Here is a 20,039-nt window from a genome sequence, read left to right as displayed (position 1 = left end):
ACCACATCCTTCACCCTACGCCAGTGGCAATCACGATAGTGATACCCAACTGCTACAACCAGAAGCACAGCCAACCCCAGGGGAGGTGTTGCCACCACATCCTTCACCCTACGCCAGTGGCAATCACGATAGTGATACCCAACTGCTACAACCAGAAGCACCACAGCAAGCGGAAGAGACAATTTTGCAACCACGCCCTTCACCCCATCCAAACGCTAGTGAAAATCTAGCGGCTGGGCAAATTAACAATCAGCAAGCCAGCAACTTAGAAAATACGTTGCATCTACCACAACCTATATCTTCCGACAGTAGTAACAAGACACCAGATGTCACACTTCTGGAACCCAAGCCAAATAATTTGGCTGCACCCAGAAATCCCAACCTTTCTGGGCGAAATCTGGGGATTGGATTGGCAATTGTACTAGCTTTTTTGGCAGGAATATATATATTTTTACAAACAGATAAAGGTTCGAGAAATTCACCTGTTCCCAGCCAAATCCAAAATTGACACTCTCACCGCCAAGGCTTGCGCCGGTGGCGGGAGATTCCTACTTCCCACCATCAGGCAAAAGTTCGACGGCAACTATATAGAGTCAGGATTTTTCAGGAATCCCGGTAAAAAAGTTACAGATTGTAAAGGAATCTCCACAATAAAAGTTGTTCCCATACCCACCTGACTATTCACAGAGATTGATCCCTGATGCAATGCCACACACTTAGCAACAATTGATAAACCTAAGCCTGTACCGGGAATGTTACCGACATTTCTGGCGCGATGAAAAGATTCAAACAATTTAACTTGGTCGGTTTCGGGAATACCAATACCTTGGTCTTGAATACTCATCAAAATTACATTTGACTCTGTAATTTTTACGTTGAAGTTGACTGTAGCACTGTTGGGTGAATACTTAATAGCATTGGAAAGCAAATTAATCAAAATTTGCCGCAGTAGTTTTTTATCCATGTTCCCAATCACACCGGTTTGAGGATGACTAGAAAAAACAATGGTGTGATTTGGCGCGCTCAATTGTATTTCCTCTGTTAATTGCTGACAGAAAGAAATCAAATCCAGAGGCGCAGGTTCAAAAGCTAACTTGCCATTTTCTGCCTTATGAATTAATAAAATATCGTCCAATAATTGTGTTGTGTGTTTGACGTAGGTTTGAATGCAATCTAAATGTTTTTTCTTTTTGGTGTCGTCGAGTTTGTGACCAAAATCTTTCAAAATTGCGGCTGAAGAAGAAATTACAGATAAAGGAGTGCGGAACTCATGCGAAGTCATCGACACAAAACGAGACTTTAATTCACCGAGTTCTTTTTCTCTTTCCAAGGCTTTGGAAATTTCCTGTTCGGCTTGCTTACGTTCAGTAATATCAGTTAATACTCCCAGAATTTGATAGGCTTTACCGTCAGGAGCTATCAAAGGGGATATGATGGTTTGAAAATAACGAGTTTCTCCAGAAGCAGTGATGATTATTCTTTCGGGTATGGTGTGAGGTTGCAAAGTCCTGATCACTTGCTGATTGATTAATTTGAAGTATGCAACCTCACTGGGATTAGAATTAAAATCTGCTTCAGTTTTACCAATTAATTTTTCAATTTTTTTTCCATAAAGATTTGCTAAAGCTTGATTAGCTAGAATAAATCTACCTTGCAAATCTTTGACAAAAATTATATTGGGATTGGTATCAATAACTTGGCGGAGAAAATTTTGACTGCGCTCAAGAGCGACTGCGGCAACTTTGCTCTTGGTGATGTCTTCTGCAATACCAATCACTCGATAAACTTTTCCAGTTTCATCCTTGAGGGGAAAGGCTTGATCTCTAATCCAACGCATTGATCCGTCAGGTCGAACAATGCGATATTCGATATCAAACCCTTGTTTTTTGTTCTGCATTGCCATCGCACATTGCTGTCTGTCATCAGCATAGATAGCTTCCATAAAAGATTTAGGATTTTTATACAGACTTGCACAGGTGCGACCCCAAATTTCTTCATAAGCAGGACTGATATAGAGCATTTGCAATTGTTCTGTATCAGTTATCCAGAAAACTTGATGTATATTTTCTGCAAGTTGACGGAATTTCTCCTCACTCTCTTGCAGGTCTGATTCTGCCTGTTTGCGATTAGTAATATCATTGTGGATGGCTAAATACTGCCAAGGTTTACCATTATGTTTCAGAAAAGGAACAATGGTTGTATCTACCCAATAGTAACTTCCATCCTTAGCCCGATTTTTGATTTCTCCGCGCCAAACTTCACCTTTGGTAATAGTTGACCAAAGGTGATGAAAATATTCTTTTGAGTGATAACCAGAATTAATGATGCTATGAGTTTTACCAATCAGTTCTGCTCTGGAATATTGGGAAATTTTACATAAATTATCATTAGCATAGGTAATTGTGCCTTCGGGGTCTGTAATGGCAACAATAGCAGCTTGATCTAGAGCGTGTTTGAAGTTTGACAATTCTATCACTAACTTTTGTAGTTGCTTTTGTGCTTGTCTACTTTCAGTAATGTCTCGACAAACACAAATTAATTCGCCATCTTGAGTGAGAGTGAGTGAGACTTCTTCATGAAAGGTAGTACCATCACGTCGCTGTGCTGTAGCCTCACCTCGCCAATGCCCCTCCTGCAACAAGATGGGGAAAACGTCCCGTGCCAAACGGGCTATTTCCTCTGATGTATAAAGTTCTCGCCAGCTTTTACCGATTAATTCTTGTGCATGATCATATCCAAATAACTGAACATGAGATTTGTTTAAAAATATAAATTTATCATCTTTTACAATGGCAATGCCATCAATACTTGCTTCAATAGCAGTTAACTGTTTTTGTAATATTTGTTCTGCCTGTTTGCGTTCTGTAATATCAATACCTGATGCTACTAAGTAATTCACTTTGCCCGTCACATCAAAAATGGGATTGAGTGATAAATCAATTGTAATTAATTCTTCCCCTGCCCCACGAATTAAGGCATCATAGCGAACATTATGCCCTTGTGCTGCCTGGATAATAGCTTGTTGAAGTTGGGTTTGAACTTCAGAGCTATAAGACCACCAATAAGTTTCAGAAAATGGTTTATTAATCACATCATCAGCCCTGAGATTAGCAATCTCTAGTGGGGCGCGGTTGGCTTCCAGTAAAATGCCATCGGTGTTGATAATGCCAACAAAGGTAAACAGACTATTGAGGATATCCCTGACACGGTTTTCACTATACCTTAATTCCTGTTCAACTCGTTTACGCTCGACAATTTCTTGGACTAATTCATCATTGATTTGTTGTAATTCTTGCAGGCGTTGAGATATGTGTTCTTCTAATTCCTCATTCAGTTTTTTGAGTTTGATTTCTGCTTGCTGGCGTTCTCGGAGTTCCTTTTGTGCTTGTTGATAAAGTTGAGATTGTTGAATAGCGATCGCGATTTGGCTAGATAACTTTTCTAGTAATTCAACTTCTAAGGTTTCCCAATATCGCGGTTGGGAACATTGATGAGCGCAAAGCAAACCCCAAAGCTGTTGATTATAGACAATCGGTACAATCAAATTAGCGCGAATTTCTGCTTGTTCTAAAAGCTCAATATGACAATTAGCCAGCCCATAAGCATAAATATCCTCAATCTTTCGTACCTGTCCATTCATGTAGGGTTCTACCCAACTCGTGGCAAAGCAGGGATCATAGATCATACGACCTATGATAGAGGTTTTTCCGGGTGCTAGGGATTCAGCAACAATTTTTCCCGTCCATTGTGGTTCAAATTGGTAAATCACTACCCGATCTGTTTGCAAATACGCCCGAATTTCTGAAACAGTAGTTTGCAAAATCGATTCTATATCAAAGGTGTTCCGAATATTTTGAGAGAGGTTAGCTAGTAGTCTGTCTGTATTTGCTTGTTGTATTAATTTTGCTGTTCGTTGTGCAACTTGTCTCTCTAGTTCTGCATTTTGCTTTTCCAGAATCTCAACTTTTTCTGTTTCTAATTTACAGACTGTTTGCTGCAAAGAATTAACTGTTTCATACATCTTTAATGGGTCAAGAACAGAAAGTACACTGGTTTGGGTGACTATTCCTAGTAGTTCGTTGCTCCCACCTACTACCACCAAGCGTCTGATGCGTCGTTGTTGCATTTGTTGATGCGCTTCCCACAAAGACTGTTCTTGACGCATATAAAACAGTGGCGCACTCATCACAATATTAGCTTGAATGTCTCGAATATTTAAGTCTAAAGCCCGAATTTGTACAATATCCCTTTCTGTGACAATTCCTATGGGTTGAGAATCTGAGTTGGTAATCACTACACAACTGACAGCATTCTCTGTCATTAATTGCGCTAACTCTAATACGGATGCTGTTGGTGGTGCTTGAATTACTTCACCAGTCATTACCTCATCAACAGAACGCATTTTTAACAAGTCAGCCGCCTGTAGTAATTGACGCACTGTTGTTGGTGTTACCAAACCTATAATATGATTGTGGTCATCAACTACAGCTAGATGACGAATTTTATATTGACGGAATAAATTTAAAGCAATAAAAATATTTGTAAATTGTGATTTTTTCAGAGTTACTGGACTATTGCTCATTACCTCTGCCAGCGTTGCTGTTTCTAAATCCAGCCCCATTGCTGTACATTTAACAATATCTTTTTCTGTAAAGATGCCAACTAATTTGTTGTCTTCTACTACTAGAACACAACTGGCTTGTTCTGAATGATGGAAATGATTGAGCAGATTCACATCAGATTGCACTGAGGCTGAGTTGAGGTGACAAGTGTCACGAACTTGACTCATTAATTGCACTGCTTCAATTGCTGGGGTTGTAGCAGTCAAGGTGAAAGGATCAGGTAAAATCGTTTGCTCTATATCAGAGGTTGAAAAAAATTTTGTAGACATCAATTATTAATAAGGTAAGTTTTTTATATTTACGTTTTTATTGACAATTTAGGCATTGTGCTTTTCTGGCTGCGGTATTTCTGAAGCAAGTAAGCTGATTTATTTGCATTTTTTCATTGTGCTGTTCAGCTAGTTACGATTGTTGTGACTGGTTTATAACTAGCCATAGTCAAAAAGTCTGCATCTGCTTAAAGGCGAAATTAGCGGATATAGTCGAGTGTAATAGGGAAGAAAATTACCAGTCAGTATGCTTTTTTAAGCAGATGAAAGTCTTGATTTACTGAGGAAGCACAAGCCTAACCATAGTTTGCTTCTCTGGTAAACTATCAATTGATAAATCTCCGCCGTGCAGTTCCACTAGCTTCTTAGCGATGGATAATCCTAAGCCAGAACCTTGTTGTTCATACATTTTACGTTCAAACTGGACATAAGCCCCCACGTTTTTTATTTGTTCTTTGGTCATCCCTCGTCCTTCGTCAATTACATACAGATAAAAATCACTATTACTGCTATAACCTATGATTTTTACTTTTGTATTGGGTTGGGAAAATTTAAAGGCATTATCAATTATTTCTTCAGCTATTTTACTCAGCTTCGCCGGAGAAATTTTAACGGAAGCATCTGAGATTTCTATGCTTAAATCAGACAACCTATTGACACTTTTGGCAATTTTAACCGCGACATTCTCAATGCTTGATTTGACAAAAGTTTTAACTTTATTATTGCGTAGTTCCGCCAGTTTTTCTGGGTTAGATGCTAATAACTCCAGGTCTGCATACATGAGAAAATTAACAGTCATTCTATGCAGCCTTAAAGCAGCTTGATGAATTGACTGTAGCATTTCTAAACTTTCTTCAGGTGAAAGTTCTTCATGCTCTTGAATCAATAAATCTGAGAATCCTAGAATATGATTGAGAGGAGTATTGATTTCATGGGGGAGTGAGTGATGGATACAACTGCTTAACTCGTTCAATTTTTCTTGAGTTTGCTGTTCAGCTTTTGCTTGTTTTTCTAAACGAGTAGCGATCGCTTGCAGTAATTGTTCATGTTCAAAGGGTTTAGTTAAGTAATCATCTGCACCAAGTTCCATCCCTTGGCGTAAATCTTGCCACTCTGATTTAGCAGTTAAGAAAATGAGCGGAATGCTTGCAGTAGCACTATCCTGACGGAGTTGATTTAATACACCATAGCCATCCAAATCAGGCATCATGATATCGCAAAGAATCAAGTCAGGCTGTTTCTCTTTTGCCAACTCCAAACCCTGCAATCCATTTTCTGCGACTACTGTCTCAAAATCTGAGAATTCCAATATTTGTTGAATATTATTTCTGATTTCTGGTTCATCTTCAATTATTAAAATGTTTTTCATTTGCTCCTGGGATACGTAATTAAGCACTGAGTAAGTATCTGGCATTTAACTTCTGAGATATAAAAAAGTTTTAATTTTTCTATGGTTCAATAACAGTTCTGTTGTCTGTAAACCTTGCCATTCCTCATCTGTGGTGCAGGTAGTCATAGCATAACCGCTAAATTACTTGTTTGTATTGTTACAAAAATAACGCACTGACGTATGGCAATCGCAAGGGTTTTGGGATTTCTGATCTCTAGTCGCTGACTTGTGTTAAACCGGATATGAGAAACATTTGCCCATATCCAAAATTAATTGCATCTGATCTCGGATTTGTGGTTGATATTCAATGATCAAAGTGGTATTTATGTAGTTTAGGTAAAATTAGAAACATAATTTTACACTCTGGGTTAGTTCTTTTCTATGTCTTATTATCACCAATACTTAGTTAATTGCGCTTCGTGATAAATAAGGAATAATTCTATAAAGTTTAAGTTTGTACAATGTCACATGACCAAATACATCACGTAGTTATACTTAACTACAAGTGGTTTCTAGTTACAATTAAACGGAATATTTGAATCAATGAATAGTTAGCAGCTATCAGGCGTATGGTGTGATGTTACATAGCATTATATCCTATCATTAATTCAGTGAAATGTTAATATCTATCAAGTTGTATTTAGACGGATAGGAACGCAGTTAATTAGACTGATAGTTGATATTTTGTAACTGTTTAGAGTTCAGGAGGTAGCAGCTAGGAAAATTTGGCTCGGCTACCTCTGTTGGAATCTAATTACTCAAGGCTTTGATAAACCGTTGCAAACTCTTGAAAACACTGGGTTTTCTGGCAGGTGTAACGGTGCTATCTGTAGATGTTTGTGGTTGTCCTTGGTTGAGAATTAAATCTATTTCATCGCCTGATGGTTTTTTGGGTAATTCAGCGACTTTTTGCCAAGTACCACTGTTTTCAATCCAGATTTCCCATAATCCAGGGTAGCAACGGAAGACGGCAGTTTCATCATCAACTGGACGCAGGTAATAGCAAGATTCCAGTGTACTGATAAAGCGTTGGCGGGTTTGTCTGGCGGCGTAACCAATGCCCACAGTTCCGGCATCTTCTAAACGAGGGTTTAACATGACTAGGGGGCGATCGCCTATAATTTCGCAAATTTTTTCCAGTTGCGGTACTTCTACGGAAGTCGGGGCGATGAATAAGAAAATTTCATCTTCTGGCTGTACTTTTGATTCAATGGAAGCGATTCTTCCTGTACCAATATCTAGAATTTTATAGGGGACATCTGCCCATTCACGCCGGGCTAAAGCAGACGCACCAGCATCAGCAAAAAACACTTTTAAGCGGGATTCATATTCGGAAAACACCGGCAGAAATTGTGTTGCCACAGGCATAAACTTGAGTTCGGGAAACAGTAACTCAACTTGTAAGCGGGTATAACCCTCAGCTAAAGCGGCTTTGGTAGCTTCCCGCGCTTGGGCGATCGCATCTTCTAAAGTGTTTGGAAGTTCAGGCATAATGTATGATGTCTCTGTTGCATTACTCCTATTGTTCCAGCATTAGCTCTGATTTTCAGCAACACCCAAGTCAGAAGGGAACTCATAACGGGGAACGGGAAACAGTAAAACCCCCTATATATCAATCAATTCTGCCCGTTGAGAGTTTGATAGAGAAATAATAGTGTACATTCCCAAACTAGGCGCGGTTGCACGTAAGTCAGTAAATATTTGCGAGTTTGTTCCAACTGATTGATAATTGCTGGTTGCTGCCATTGCTGCCAGTAAGATTGTTGCAGATAGTCAACTAACCACAGTTGGGCTTCTGTATCTAAATCTTGATGAATTTGCTTGGCTAATTCTAAAGCGTGACGGTAGGATTTAGGTACTTTGCTCAAGTCTGCGAGTAGCTGGGAGGGGATAGCTTGTAATTGTTCGTAAGCAGCGATCGCACTGCCGGGACTACCAGCCGCTATACTCAAAATTGCCGGATGCTGTAAAATTTCATCCTTACCTGTTTGGCTGAGTACCTGAGTCAAAGAAGCTGTATCTAAGCGGGAAAAAGCAATCTTTTGACAACGTGACACCAAAGTAGACAACAGCGACTCAGGAGAAGGTGCAATTAAAATAATTGTCGCCTTTCCCGGTTCTTCTAAAGTTTTCAGTAAAGCATTGGCGGCTGGTTCTGCCATTGTTTGGGCTTCTGCCAACACTACCACATTTCTCGGTGCTTCTAAGGGTGGACGACTGAGAAACTCGGTAATTTCCCGTATTTGTTCTAAGCGAATTAACGGCGGTGCTTTGCGTTTGAGTTTTTTTTCTGCGGCTTCTGCGGCTGTAAATCGTTGTCCTTGATACTGGTAAGTTGGCTGTACCCATAAAACATCAGGGTGATTGCCTTGATGCAAGCGTTGTTGTAAAGATGGAATCAACTGCGCCTCTACACCACTACTAAATAATAATTCAATAAAGCACCGCGCTGCTAAACTCCGTCCGATACCGTCAGCACCGACAAACATATAAGCTGGTGCAATGCGGTTTTGTTTGACAGCTTGAGTCAGTAACTCAATAGCTTGTTGTTGTCCTACCAGTGGTGTGAACGGATGATAAGTCATTCATTGATTATGACAATATTCAAGAGACATTTAGATGTTCGCGTACAATTCCCTGAATAATGTGATGTATAATTTCCTTACTGGAATTACCATCAACGCGGATAATGTTTGTAGGAGAGGAGGCAGCTAAATCTGCATAACCTTGCTGCACACGCCGATGAAAAGCGAGAGTTTCTTGTTCAATGCGGTCTAATCCTACTCCGTCTTTACCCTTGCGGGCAAGTCCGACTTCTACATCTACATCTAACCAGATAGTTAGGTCACTGGTTAACCCCCCAGTGGCGATATGATTGAGTTGATGAATTAAATTCATGTCCAAACAGCGACCGTAACCTTGGTAGGCAATGGTAGAGTAGATATAGCGATCGCACAAAATATATTTGCCGGCTGCTAAGTTAGGCTTCAGTTCTTGGGCAACGTGTTGTGAGCGATCGGCAGCATATAATAATAACTCTGTCACCTCATCAATTGGTTTATCCTCCGCTTTCTCCAACAACAGACGGCGCAAATGCAAACCTAACTCCGTTCCCCCAGGTTCACGGGTGAGAATTACAGGAATACCCAAACTTTCTAACCACTCAGCACAAAGCTGCATTTGGCTAGTTTTACCGCAACCTTCCACCCCTTCAAATACAATTAATCTGCCACCCATGCTGTTTTTATATTTCCCAACGCTTTATAAGTCTACGCCATAGGCGCAGAACTCCCACAAAATTCTGGGAGATGAGGGAGTGGGGGGAGATGAGGGAGTGGGGGAGATGAGGGAGTGGGGGAGAAAAACTAATAACTAATAACTAATGACTAATAACTAATAACTAATGACTAATGACTAATGACTAATGACTAATAACTAATGACTCAGTTAATTTAACTGGGCTAAAAAATCCAGTATCGCCCTACTGACAATCTGCGGTGATTCAATCATAAAACCATGACCACCACAATCAAGAATTTCTAACTTAGCATGGGGAATACCTTGGGATAATTCCTCCGAAAACTTAATTGGCGTGAGAATATCTTGCTTACTGACTAACACTAACGTCGGACAAAGAATATTGTGCAGACGGTTTGTAGTATCACAACCCAGGATAGCCTGACTTTGTTGATAAATACTCTGAGTTGATGGTGCATAAGGGTAATGCACAGCCCATTCAATCAGTTGTTCTATGATTTCTGAATTTGAATAAAAAGTATTGCTAAAACTCCAAGTCAATAAAATCTTTTGATAAAGCCTCTTGTCTATATGTTGCGGAAGTTCCCCCCAAGTTTCAACAATGCTATTAAATCGCTCATCACCTTTAGCGAGCGAGGATAGTAATATCAGACTTTTAACTTTTTGTGGATATGCTAATACTAATTCTTGGGCAATTTGACCACCCATAGAATGACCAACAACATGTACTTGCTCAATACCTAAATGTTCGAGTAATGCACCTACATCATGGGCTAGTTCTTGGATAGTATAAGGACTATTCGATGCAGAACTCCGCCCTATACCTCGGTTATCTAAACGAATGATTTGGTAGTGGGCAGTCAACAATGGCATGAGTACCGACCAATAAGAATGATCGCACGTGAAGCCGGAAATTAAAAGTAAAGGTTCTCCTGTTCCTTGGATGTCGTAGAACAAATCAATTCCGTTTATTTGTACTTTAGGCATAAATAATTAAAAATTCAATATAAAAAAAATTCTCTTCTTTGTCTCTGTGTCTTTGCGTGAGTAAATCATACCTTGATGTAGTTATGTAGTAAATTTAAAGCGCGACTACCGGGACTGGGGTGATGATTATATGTTATAATAGTTACATATATCAATAGATTTATGCTCAATCGCTTTTTTAAACGCAGAGGAGCGCGGAGTGTTTCTCCAGTTTATTGGCGATGAATTATGTTGTAATCTTAGGCATCTGTGTTATCTCTTATCTAGTCCCTATTCCCTGTTTATGTCTACAGATGCTTTTGAAAAAACTAGCTGGAGTTGGCAGTTATCTCAGTTGCAACAGCAGGTAGGAGAATGGTTGGAATATCAATCTTACCGCTTTGAAAGAGTTTTACCAGAATGGAATCCTGATTGGCAACTTAGCCCTTGGTTGGCGAGTTTGTTACAGTTTTTGTTTTGGCTGGTGGTTGTTGTCTTTGTGACTGGTGTAATTTGGCGGTTGTGGTTAGTATTTAGTCCATATATATATTCACGGTTGGCTAGTGGTAATGGTATTGGTGTGAGAATAAACACACTCAGCCAAGATTTATCTGTGACAAGTTGGTGGGAGCGATCGCAAGTCTTTTACCGTCAAGGTAATTATCGTGAGGCTTGTCGTTGTATATATTTGGCGATTTTACAACATTTGCACGACCAAAAAATTATTATCCATCAACCCAGTCGCACTGATGCGGAATATCTGCAATTACTACGATTATCCCAAACTGCTATCCAACCTTACGAAACTGTGATTACTACTCACGAACAATTATGTTTTGGTAATACGGAGATATTGCCAGAAAATTATCAACAGTGTCAGCAAGCTTACCGGGAGATTACCCAAAAATGAAACGCTCAAAACGCACTGTTTGGCTGGGTGCGATCGCGATCGCAGTTATCGTTATATTAAGTTTTGTAACTGCTCCCAATACACAAATTTATACTGGTTCTACCTATAGCCGTGCTGCCGATGGTTACGGTGCTTGGTATGCTTTTATGCAGGAGCAAGGGACTAATATTCAACGTTGGCAAAAGCCTGTGAGTGATTTGACAGATGAAACCAAACCAGCCACCCTGTTAAGAATATATAGTCAGCAAAGAGAAGTCAGCTTATCATCTGATGAGCGAGCATGGTTAAACAAAGGTAATAATTTAGTAATTTTGGGTGTGCGGGTTAGGGTGAGTCAAGCTAATTTTCACACAATACAGGAGTCTCCTGTGGGTGAGGTAAAAATTGCTACCCGCAGACGAAATCAAAAAGTGAAACCGGAACAGATTTTATTAGGCGATCGCTTCGGTGCTATAGTCTGGGAAGAACAACGCCAACCAGGAACAGTAATTTATTCCACTACTCCCTATTTAGCCGCCAACGCCTACCAAGACGAATTAAATAATTTTCAATACTTAGCCAGTTTAGTCACACAAAAAAATAATAACCTCTTTGTGGATGAATACATCCACGGCTACAAAGATGCTGACATCAGAGAAAGTCAAGGACAAGGTAATTTAATTAGTTACTTGGCTAACACCCCCTTGCTAGTTATACTGATACAGGCTAGCGTGTTACTCCTAGTTTTAATCTGGTCACAAAATCGCCGATTTGGTCAACCTGTAGCCTTAGAAACACCAGTCATGGATAACAGCCAAGCCTACATCCAAGCATTAGCAGGAGTGTTACAAAAAGCCGAAGCAAGCGACTTTGTTTTAGAGATGATAGGCAAAGAAGAACAAATCCAACTACAAAAAGCTTTAGGTTTAGAATCAGTACCCCTAGAACATCAAGTTTTACTCAACCTGTGGACAGAGAAAACAGGTAAAAATCCCACCGAATTAGATACAGTGTTAAAGTTACAAACCAGAAAACGCCGTATCAGTCAGCGAGACTTAATCAACTGGTTAGCGAAATGGCGAACTTTGAGGGAATAGGGACTGGGGACTGGGGACTGGGTACTGGGGGGATGAGGGGAAATAAAGAAATAATCCTCAATCAATGCCCAATGACTAATAACTAATAACTAATAACTAATGACTAATAACTAATAACTATTTATGAATGAAACCCGTCCAGTATTAATTCATCTTGGTGAAAAACTTAACCAAATTGTCGTAGGACAATCCAACCTAGTACAACAATTACTAATAGGATTATTAGCAGGTGGGCATATTATATTAGAGGGTGTACCGGGAACTGGTAAAACACTCCTAGTAAAAGTATTAGCACAATTGATTCAAGCAGAGTTTCGCCGGGTGCAACTCACACCAGATGTTTTACCCTCAGATATTACCGGGACAAACATTTTTGACTTGAATAGCCATAGTTTCACCTTAAAAAAAGGGCCTGTCTTTACCGAAGTTTTACTAGCAGATGAAATTAACCGCACTCCCCCCAAAACACAAGCAGCTTTGCTAGAAGCAATGGAAGAGATGCAAGTTACACTAGATGGTGAAAGCTTACCATTGCCGGATTTATTTTGGGTAATTGCCACCCAAAACCCCTTAGAATTTGAAGGAACTTATCCCTTACCAGAGGCGCAACTAGATAGATTTTTATTCAAGCTAGTAGTAGATTATCCTGATCAAGCTGCCGAAAAGCAAATGTTAATTAATCGTCAGCATGGCTTTGCTGCAAGACGCTGGGAGATTAACCGCTTACAACCAGTCGCAACAGTAGATGAAATCTTAACAGCAAGACAGGCAGTAAAAGCAGTAAAAGTCTCAGAAGCAATTATTGACTATCTCTTAACTTTAGTGAGAACATCACGCCAGTATTCTGACTTAGCTTTGGGTGCATCTCCTCGTGCTGCGGGTGCTTGGCTGCAAACATCCCAAGCTGCTGCATGGTTAGCAGGAAGGGATTTTGTCACACCAGATGATGTCAAAGTTGTAGCATCGCCACTTTTACGCCATCGTTTGATTTTAAAACCTGAAGCTATGCTAGATGGTTTACAAATTGATGCTGTAATTGCATCAATAGTAAATCAAGTGCCAGTACCAAGGTAAGCAGGAAAAGCTGTTGTTAACTGAAATTAGGGAAAATGTAGGGTGCGTCAGTACGAGAAACCCTAGCCATATCAAGAAAATATTCATCCTGACGCACCCTACTAACAGTCGATTTGGATAATTTATTTTTTGGTGTTTCCTTATCTTCTCTCTGCGTCTCTGCGCCTCTGCGTGAGTAAATCATCTCCTATCAACAAAAAATAGCATTATTATCACTAAATATATTTACTTTCGCCACAGCATTCATAAAACCAAAAAATATCGTTTTTGGCAATTTATATGACAAAATGTATCAATTGCTAGAGTATCTCTTCTAGCTACTCCAATCTGCGTTAAAACCTAACCAGAGATAGATGAAACGGGGAACGTTAATGTTAGCAGCCAAGTCTACTACATCTGATGAAACTAATTGAAACTAACCACAATCAAGGGATAGCCAGAAAATATCTGTAAATCCCAGAGAAGCGGTTTCATCTATTAACAACTCAACCCAAAAGATTAGGTTTTAATACTCATGCTTAACGATTTATGTGTTGAAAACTATCCATCCACCGAGAAACTGCTGGAAACTGCTGAGTGGAACGTTATAGAAACAGAATTTAACCCGACACAACTGCACCATAAAGAAACCGTCTTTACCCTTGGGAATGGTTATTTAGGAACACGGGGAACGTTTGAGGAAGGGTATGATCAAGATTCTTCAGCAACCCTAATTAATGGTTTGTATGATGACACAGCTATTGCTTACACAGAACTGGTGAACTGTCCTAACTGGTTGCCCTTGGTGGTGACAGTGGCAGGTGAAAGCTTTAGGATGAACTCTGGGGAAATCCTTAATTATGAGCGTCGCCTTGATTTACGCTTAGGTTTAGTTAGCCGTGATGTGCGTTGGCGTTCTCCCAAAGGACATACCCTAGATTTGCATTTTCAGCGTTTCACCAGTTTGGCAGACCAACACGCTTTAGCAATTCGTTGTGAAATTACATCTGTTGATTTTGCTGGTGATATCACAGTTGAAGTAGGCTTTGATGCGGAACCCACAACTCAAGGTGTTCCCCATTGGCGGACTTTAAACCAAGGCGGTGCAGGTGAAATCATCTGGCTGCACAGTCAAACCCTACACTCACAGATTCAGTTGGGGATGGCTGCTAAGTTGGTAGTAGAAGATGATGATACTGCAACTGTGTGCGTTAATCGGTCTGCATCTTCCACATTAACAACTACTTTCTCATCTCACCCAGGCAAGACGGTAGCTGTAGAGAAGATAGTCACCCTGTTTACTTCACGGGAAACAGAAAACCCCATAGTAGCCGCCTTACAGAAATTAGCTGATGAACCGAGATACGCAACCTTACTAGCTGCTCACATTGCCGCCTGGGAACAAGTCTGGCAAAACAGTGATATTGTGATTGAAGGCGATCGCCTCTCTCAAGTCAGTGTCCGTTACAATATTTTTCAACTACTAGCCGCAGCACCCCACCAAGATGACCGTGTAAGTATCCCCCCCAAAACCCTCTCCGGTTTTGCCTATCGCGGACACATCTTTTGGGACACAGAAATTTTTATTCTCCCCTTCCTTACCTACACTCAACCAGCCATAGCCCGTAATTTACTCACCTACCGCTACCATACCCTACCCGGAGCTAGACGCAAAGCCCAAGAAGCTGGTTATCAAGGAGCTATGTTTGCCTGGGAAAGTGCCACCACCGGCGATGAAGTCACCCCCCGTTGGGTTCCAGATCCCAACGGCGAGTTAGTCAGAATTTGGTGCGGTGATATAGAAGTACATATCACGGCTGATGTCGCCTATGCAGTTTGGCATTATTGGCAAACTACCGATGATGATAACTGGATGCGGGACTATGGCGCAGAAATTATCCTCGATACAGCGATTTTCTGGGAAAGTCGGGTACAGTGGAACTCACAACGCCACAGCTATGACATTTTAGATGTCATCGGCCCTGATGAATATCACGATCGCATCGATAATAACGCCTTTACCAACCTGATGGTACAGTGGCATTTATACTCAGCTTTGGCACTGTGGGACTGGTTCAAACACGTATACCCTGAAAAGTCGGCTCAGTTAGTAGAACAACTCAACTTAACCACAGAACGTTTACATAAGTGGGCAGAAATTCAAGAACGGATATTCGTCAACCAAGATGCAGCCACAGGTTTAATTGAGCAATTTGAGGGCTTTTTTAAATTAGAAGATGTCAACCTTGCTGATTATGAACCCCGGACTAAATCTTTGCAAGGTCTATTAGGTATTGAAGCCACCAGCCAAAAGCAAATGCTCAAGCAACCAGATGTATTAATGCTGCTTTACTTGCTGCGTCAGCGTTACGACTACAACACCCTCAAAGCTAATTGGGACTATTATAACCAACGCACCGACCATACCTATGGTTCTTCTTTAGGCCCAGCAATTCACGCCGTCTTAGCTTGTGACTTGAATGAACCAACGGAAGCCTTTACCCATTTTCAGAGAGCTGCATTAGTAGACTTAGAAGATGTCAGACTCAACGCCGCCGAAGGAATACACGCCGCTAGTGCGGGGGGAGTGTGGCAAGCTGTAGTTTTCGGGTTTGCGGGTGTGAGAATGACTCAATTTGGCCCAATGGCTTGTCCTAATTTACCGCCCAGTTGGACACGCCTCAAGTTTCGCTTGCAATGGCGCAACGAATGGCATGAGTTTGATTTACAACCAGATGCAGAAATGGCAATGGTAACACAAGAAGCCAAGGTTCCTATCTATGCCAGTGTAATGCAATGAGGGACTGGGGACTGGGGACTGGGTATTGGGGACTGGGGACTGGGGACTGGGAAAGAATTTCTCCCTTGTCTACCTTGTCTACCTCCGCTTCCTCCACCCCCCTGCTCCCCTGCTCCCCTGCTCCCTAACCAGGGGTGTTACGTCCCACAACTTGCAAATCTTTATGTAGGTTGGCTTCTTGCTGCATCATCTCTAAATGCTGCATCACCTGACGGATATGATGTAAAATGCGCTCACCCGCAGGTGTTAGCACAGCACCATGACGACCTCTAGCAAATAAGGGTACACCTAATTCTTCTTCTAAAGTAGCGATCGCATGACTAACAGCCGGTTGGGTTAGTTGTAATTCTAAAGCTGCTTCACTAAAATTACCGCGCTCCGCTACTGCAATAACGGCGCGAAGTTGAGAAATTTTCATGGGCAATTATATGTTTCAATGTATACTGAACTTTGCTTAAATTTATATATATTTAGTAATAATCAAGACTAATCTTATGCAAGATGATTTCAGATGTCTACAATCTAAAGATAGATAAACACTTATACCAATGCAAAATTTAGTCATTGGTCATTAGTCATTGGTCATTGGTCATTAGTCATTGGTCATTGGTCATTAGTCATTGGTCATTAGTCATTGGTCATTAGTCATTGGTCATTAGTTATTAGTTTTTCTTCTCTGCTCCCCTGCTCCCCTGCTCCCCTGCTCCCCCTCTGTTTTGTAAATCCCTCTCAGGATTCATGAAAAACCACATAAAGGTAATGCACATTTAGCTTACATTGTTTTAACTCGTAAGCGATGAAAACAGATTACCTGATTGTAGGTAGTGGCTTGTCAGCTTTGGTCTTTGGTTCTTTAATGGCAAAAGCTGGTAAAAAAGTTCAAGTTTTAGAGTCCCATGAGCATCCAGGGGGCTTTGGACATACGTTTACGATGGCAAAAAAATATAAGTTTAATGCTCAACTGCATTATGTTTGGGATTGTGGCGAAGGATACACTGTCAATCGAGTTCTGAAAAAATTGAACTTGGATAAACAAGTCACCTTTGAGCGATACGAACCTGATGGTTTCGACCACATGAGAATGCCCGGTTACTCATTAGATATTCCCTCAGACTCGCAAGAATTAATCCGCCGTTTATCTCAACTTTTTCCCGAAAATAGCGAGCAGATTCGGCAATTTATTCTGGAAGTTAAACAGACAAGTGAAGGCTTAAAAATACTATCTCCCCCAATCATTCCTAGGGAAGTTTTTAAACATCTTGGTCAAGTATCATCTGCTGTTAAGTATTTGCATAGTACACTTCAAGATGTTTTTGACAAATTCCAATTACCTCAAGCAGCCCAAACGCTTTTAGCATTGCAATGGCCAGACTTTTTACTACCGCCTGATCAACTTTCTTTTTACGCTTGGGTAATTTTATTCACTAACTATCAAAACGGTGCTTTTTATCCGACACATCATTTTGATCATGTGATTAATTCTCTAGTTAAAGTTATTGAAGAAAATGGCGGCGATGTGCTTCTCAACCTGGAGGTTACTGATTTTATCCTCAGCAATAAAACTGTAACAGGAGTCAAAGCAGTTAATAAAATCAATCATCAAAAATATGAATTTAATGCCAACACTATTATTTGCAATATAGACCCTCAAAAAGCTGCCCAGATGATTGGATTAGAAAATTTTTCTAAAAAAATACGTAAAAAGCTAAATTATGATTATTCTCCTTCTAACTTTATGGCTTACTGCGTTGTGAAGGATATTGATTTGCGTGATTATGGATTTGGTAAATGGAATACTTTTCATACTGGACATCGTAATTTAAATGAAGCATTTTATCAAATGTATGAAAAGCATGATTATTCTAATCCCAGTTTTGCCATTACTACACCTACATTATTGACAAATTCTGAACGTGACTGTCCAGAGGGTTATCAAATTATCGAATTTTTGACAGTTGCTAATTATGATTATTTTAAACAGTTGCGAGAAACTAATAAAAAGGATTACCGACGTAAAAAACAAGAAATTCTCAATTACATTCTAGATGTAGTAGAAAAAAACTATATTCCTGATTTGAGAAAACATTTAGTTTTTAAAATTACTGGTAGCCCAACCACTAATGAGCGATTTTGTTGGTGTCCTCAAGGTAATTCTTATGGTTCTAATCTGACACCGAAAAATATGGGAATTGGTAGATTAAATCACGAAACATCTTTAAATAACTTTTATTTTTGTAATGCTTCGTCTGGATACCCAGGTTTTGCGCCTACGTTTTGGACTGGGGCTATTCTTTATCAAAGATTATCGGGAGATGTGATTTTATCCAAGGGTTGATAAAAGCTCGATAAAAACTTGATTTGTCAAAACATCCCCTTATTGTGGTAGTGCAATATGAAAATCGCGATTATTGGCGGTGGAGCGAGTGGTATTGTAACAGCTTACCTACTTGATAAACAAGGTCATCATGTCACGATTTTTGAAAAACAACCTATTTTGGGCGGACATATTCGGACATTAAATAAAAATGTTAAACCTAATCAATCTGACTGTGAGCAAATTTTAGAAGGTGGTGTACTGGAATTTCCCTTAAATTTTCACCACTTTTTAAAATTAATGCAAGAGTTAGAGGTAGAATTAGAACCCGTTGATATTGGTTCAGGAATATTTTTAAAAGATGGTAATCACGTTCTTTCATCTGTGATGATTCAAAACAACTTTACAGGTATACAGCGTGTAATTGAATCTCTGAAGCTAAATACTCTGTATACTGGTGCTGCTGGATTATGGTTAAAAACGCATTTTACCCAAATGCAGCAATTATATAATCAGCCAATTTGTCAATTTTTAACTAGACAGTGTATACGTAACGATTGGCTGAAATTATTGCTAATGTATAGCTATTCAATGGACTTTAATTTAATAGATAACTTTCCTGCTGAGATGGCTATTCCTACATTAAGAGATTATATTTTTGTGAAGTGGGTGAGGATTAAAGGAGGTGTGTATACTTATATTGAAAAAATTATTGAACGTTTCCGAGGTGAAATTTTTCTCAATGTGGAAGTAGCAGAGATTTTTAGACAAGCTAATTCTGTAAAAATAGTATTGTCAGATGGTGTAAAGTATCTTTTTGACAAAGTTGTTTTTGCAACGCCACCTGACCAAGTTATTAAGTTATTATCGCCTCCGACTGAAGAAGAAGTTAAGCGATTTTCAGGATGGCAGAAAAACCATGCAAAAACTATCATTCACACAGATAATTCAATGTATGTGAGACGGGGAATTAAACAACCTGCGGAATTTGATTTTTTCCCTACTCATAAAGGATGGGGATATAATGCTTATCTCAACCAACTTTGTGGAGTGTCATCTTCTGTTAAATACAGTCTGGCTTTTAATCTAGATGATTTAATTGCTCAAGACAAAATTATTCACATTCAAAATCATCATACTCCCCTCTATACGGTTGAATCTTTCAGGTACAGAAACGAAATTATTATGACTAATGGTGAGAATAATACTTATCATGCAGGAGCTTATTTAGGAGATGGTTTACATGAAGGGGCGATCACTTCGGCGTTTAGGGTTGCCCAATTAATCGGGTGAGGGAAGAAGGGCAGGGGGCAATTTTCGGTTAATTAGACACAGTGTAGAGACGTTGCATGCAACGTCTCTACAAGGTTTTGAATTTATA

The 20,039-nt window shown here is 39.9% G+C and carries 13 protein-coding genes and 1 pseudogene; 7 read left to right on the top strand and 7 right to left on the bottom strand.

Annotation, left to right across the window (positions count from 1 at the left end; genetic code table 11):
- Nucleotides 1-508: pseudogene (locus A3775_RS22760) on the top strand (serine/threonine protein kinase); the annotation flags it as partial.
- Between the two features lie 75 nt (nucleotides 509-583).
- On the opposite strand, the gene A3775_RS22755 reads toward A3775_RS22760, so the two are convergent.
- The 6 genes from A3775_RS22755 to A3775_RS22730 form a co-directional block, all read right to left on the bottom strand.
- A complete protein-coding gene (locus A3775_RS22755) occupies nucleotides 584-4,891 on the bottom strand; it encodes a PAS domain S-box protein (RefSeq protein ID WP_066426956.1) in 4,308 nt (1,435 codons plus the stop codon).
- Nucleotides 4,892-5,168: 277 nt separating this feature from the next.
- Nucleotides 5,169-6,260, bottom strand: coding sequence for a response regulator (locus A3775_RS22750; protein ID WP_066382379.1), 1,092 nt, complete (start codon nucleotides 6,258-6,260; stop codon nucleotides 5,169-5,171).
- A gap of 771 nt (nucleotides 6,261-7,031) precedes the next feature.
- Nucleotides 7,032-7,772, bottom strand: a complete 741-nt coding sequence (locus A3775_RS22745) for a DUF1995 family protein (RefSeq protein ID WP_066382081.1) — start codon at nucleotides 7,770-7,772, stop codon at nucleotides 7,032-7,034.
- Between the two features lie 125 nt (nucleotides 7,773-7,897).
- Nucleotides 7,898-8,866 (bottom strand): DNA polymerase III subunit delta', encoded by a 969-nt coding sequence (gene holB / locus A3775_RS22740; protein ID WP_066426954.1) that lies wholly within the window; start codon nucleotides 8,864-8,866, stop codon nucleotides 7,898-7,900.
- 19 nt (nucleotides 8,867-8,885) lie between these two features.
- Nucleotides 8,886-9,518, bottom strand: coding sequence for a dTMP kinase (gene tmk / locus A3775_RS22735; protein WP_066382083.1), 633 nt, complete (start codon nucleotides 9,516-9,518; stop codon nucleotides 8,886-8,888).
- 210 nt (nucleotides 9,519-9,728) lie between these two features.
- On the bottom strand, nucleotides 9,729-10,526 hold the full coding sequence (locus A3775_RS22730; RefSeq protein WP_066382084.1) for an alpha/beta fold hydrolase: 798 nt from the start codon (nucleotides 10,524-10,526) through the stop codon (nucleotides 9,729-9,731).
- 283 nt (nucleotides 10,527-10,809) lie between these two features.
- On the opposite strand from A3775_RS22730, the gene A3775_RS22725 reads away from it, so the two are divergent.
- From A3775_RS22725 to A3775_RS22710, 4 genes are all read left to right on the top strand, one after another.
- Nucleotides 10,810-11,415, top strand: a complete 606-nt coding sequence (locus tag A3775_RS22725) for a DUF4129 domain-containing protein (protein WP_066426952.1) — start codon at nucleotides 10,810-10,812, stop codon at nucleotides 11,413-11,415.
- Nucleotides 11,412-12,491 carry a DUF4350 domain-containing protein gene (locus tag A3775_RS22720; protein ID WP_066426951.1) on the top strand — a complete coding sequence of 360 codons (1,080 nt, stop codon included), beginning with the start codon at nucleotides 11,412-11,414 and terminating at the stop codon, nucleotides 12,489-12,491. Before A3775_RS22725 ends, A3775_RS22720 begins: the two co-directional genes overlap by 4 nt.
- A 123-nt stretch (nucleotides 12,492-12,614) precedes the next feature.
- Nucleotides 12,615-13,565 carry a MoxR family ATPase gene (locus A3775_RS22715; protein ID WP_066426949.1) on the top strand — a complete coding sequence of 317 codons (951 nt, stop codon included), beginning with the start codon at nucleotides 12,615-12,617 and terminating at the stop codon, nucleotides 13,563-13,565.
- A gap of 514 nt (nucleotides 13,566-14,079) precedes the next feature.
- Nucleotides 14,080-16,344: a glycoside hydrolase family 65 protein gene (locus A3775_RS22710; RefSeq protein ID WP_066426947.1), complete on the top strand. Its 2,265-nt coding sequence runs from the start codon at nucleotides 14,080-14,082 to the stop codon at nucleotides 16,342-16,344.
- A gap of 124 nt (nucleotides 16,345-16,468) precedes the next feature.
- On the opposite strand, the gene A3775_RS22705 is transcribed toward A3775_RS22710, so the two are convergent.
- On the bottom strand, nucleotides 16,469-16,762 hold the full coding sequence (locus A3775_RS22705) for a LysR family transcriptional regulator (RefSeq protein ID WP_066426945.1): 294 nt from the start codon (nucleotides 16,760-16,762) through the stop codon (nucleotides 16,469-16,471).
- A 378-nt stretch (nucleotides 16,763-17,140) separates the two neighbouring features.
- Here A3775_RS22705 and A3775_RS22700 point away from each other — a divergent pair, with 378 nt between their 5' ends.
- Both A3775_RS22700 and A3775_RS22695 read left to right on the top strand, forming a co-directional pair.
- A complete protein-coding gene (locus tag A3775_RS22700) occupies nucleotides 17,141-18,679 on the top strand; it encodes an NAD(P)/FAD-dependent oxidoreductase (RefSeq protein ID WP_066426943.1) in 1,539 nt (512 codons plus the stop codon).
- A gap of 57 nt (nucleotides 18,680-18,736) precedes the next feature.
- Nucleotides 18,737-19,951 (top strand): FAD-dependent oxidoreductase, encoded by a 1,215-nt coding sequence (locus A3775_RS22695; RefSeq protein ID WP_066426941.1) that lies wholly within the window; start codon nucleotides 18,737-18,739, stop codon nucleotides 19,949-19,951.
- Nucleotides 19,952-20,039: the final 88 nt, after the last annotated feature.

The organism is Anabaena sp. 4-3 (assembly GCF_001597745.1).
Classification (GTDB): domain Bacteria; phylum Cyanobacteriota; class Cyanobacteriia; order Cyanobacteriales; family Nostocaceae; genus Trichormus.
The sequence above is the reverse complement of the archived record's forward strand: the minus strand, read 5'-3'. Positions and strand labels throughout refer to the sequence as shown.

Excerpts from the sequence above, each read along its gene's own strand:
- A3775_RS22755 (WP_066426956.1), bottom strand. The coding sequence starts at position 4,891 with ATGTCTACAAAATTTTTTTCAACCTCTGATATAGAGCAAACGATTTTA.
- A3775_RS22750 (WP_066382379.1), bottom strand. The coding sequence starts at position 6,260 with ATGAAAAACATTTTAATAATTGAAGATGAACCAGAAATCAGAAATAAT.
- A3775_RS22745 (WP_066382081.1), bottom strand. The coding sequence starts at position 7,772 with ATGCCTGAACTTCCAAACACTTTAGAAGATGCGATCGCCCAAGCGCGG.
- holB (WP_066426954.1), bottom strand. The coding sequence starts at position 8,866 with ATGACTTATCATCCGTTCACACCACTGGTAGGACAACAACAAGCTATT.
- tmk (WP_066382083.1), bottom strand. The coding sequence starts at position 9,518 with ATGGGTGGCAGATTAATTGTATTTGAAGGGGTGGAAGGTTGCGGTAAA.
- A3775_RS22730 (WP_066382084.1), bottom strand. The coding sequence starts at position 10,526 with ATGCCTAAAGTACAAATAAACGGAATTGATTTGTTCTACGACATCCAA.
- A3775_RS22725 (WP_066426952.1), top strand. The coding sequence starts at position 10,810 with ATGTCTACAGATGCTTTTGAAAAAACTAGCTGGAGTTGGCAGTTATCT.
- A3775_RS22720 (WP_066426951.1), top strand. The coding sequence starts at position 11,412 with ATGAAACGCTCAAAACGCACTGTTTGGCTGGGTGCGATCGCGATCGCA.
- A3775_RS22715 (WP_066426949.1), top strand. The coding sequence starts at position 12,615 with ATGAATGAAACCCGTCCAGTATTAATTCATCTTGGTGAAAAACTTAAC.
- A3775_RS22710 (WP_066426947.1), top strand. The coding sequence starts at position 14,080 with ATGCTTAACGATTTATGTGTTGAAAACTATCCATCCACCGAGAAACTG.
- A3775_RS22705 (WP_066426945.1), bottom strand. The coding sequence starts at position 16,762 with ATGAAAATTTCTCAACTTCGCGCCGTTATTGCAGTAGCGGAGCGCGGT.
- A3775_RS22700 (WP_066426943.1), top strand. The coding sequence starts at position 17,141 with ATGAAAACAGATTACCTGATTGTAGGTAGTGGCTTGTCAGCTTTGGTC.
- A3775_RS22695 (WP_066426941.1), top strand. The coding sequence starts at position 18,737 with ATGAAAATCGCGATTATTGGCGGTGGAGCGAGTGGTATTGTAACAGCT.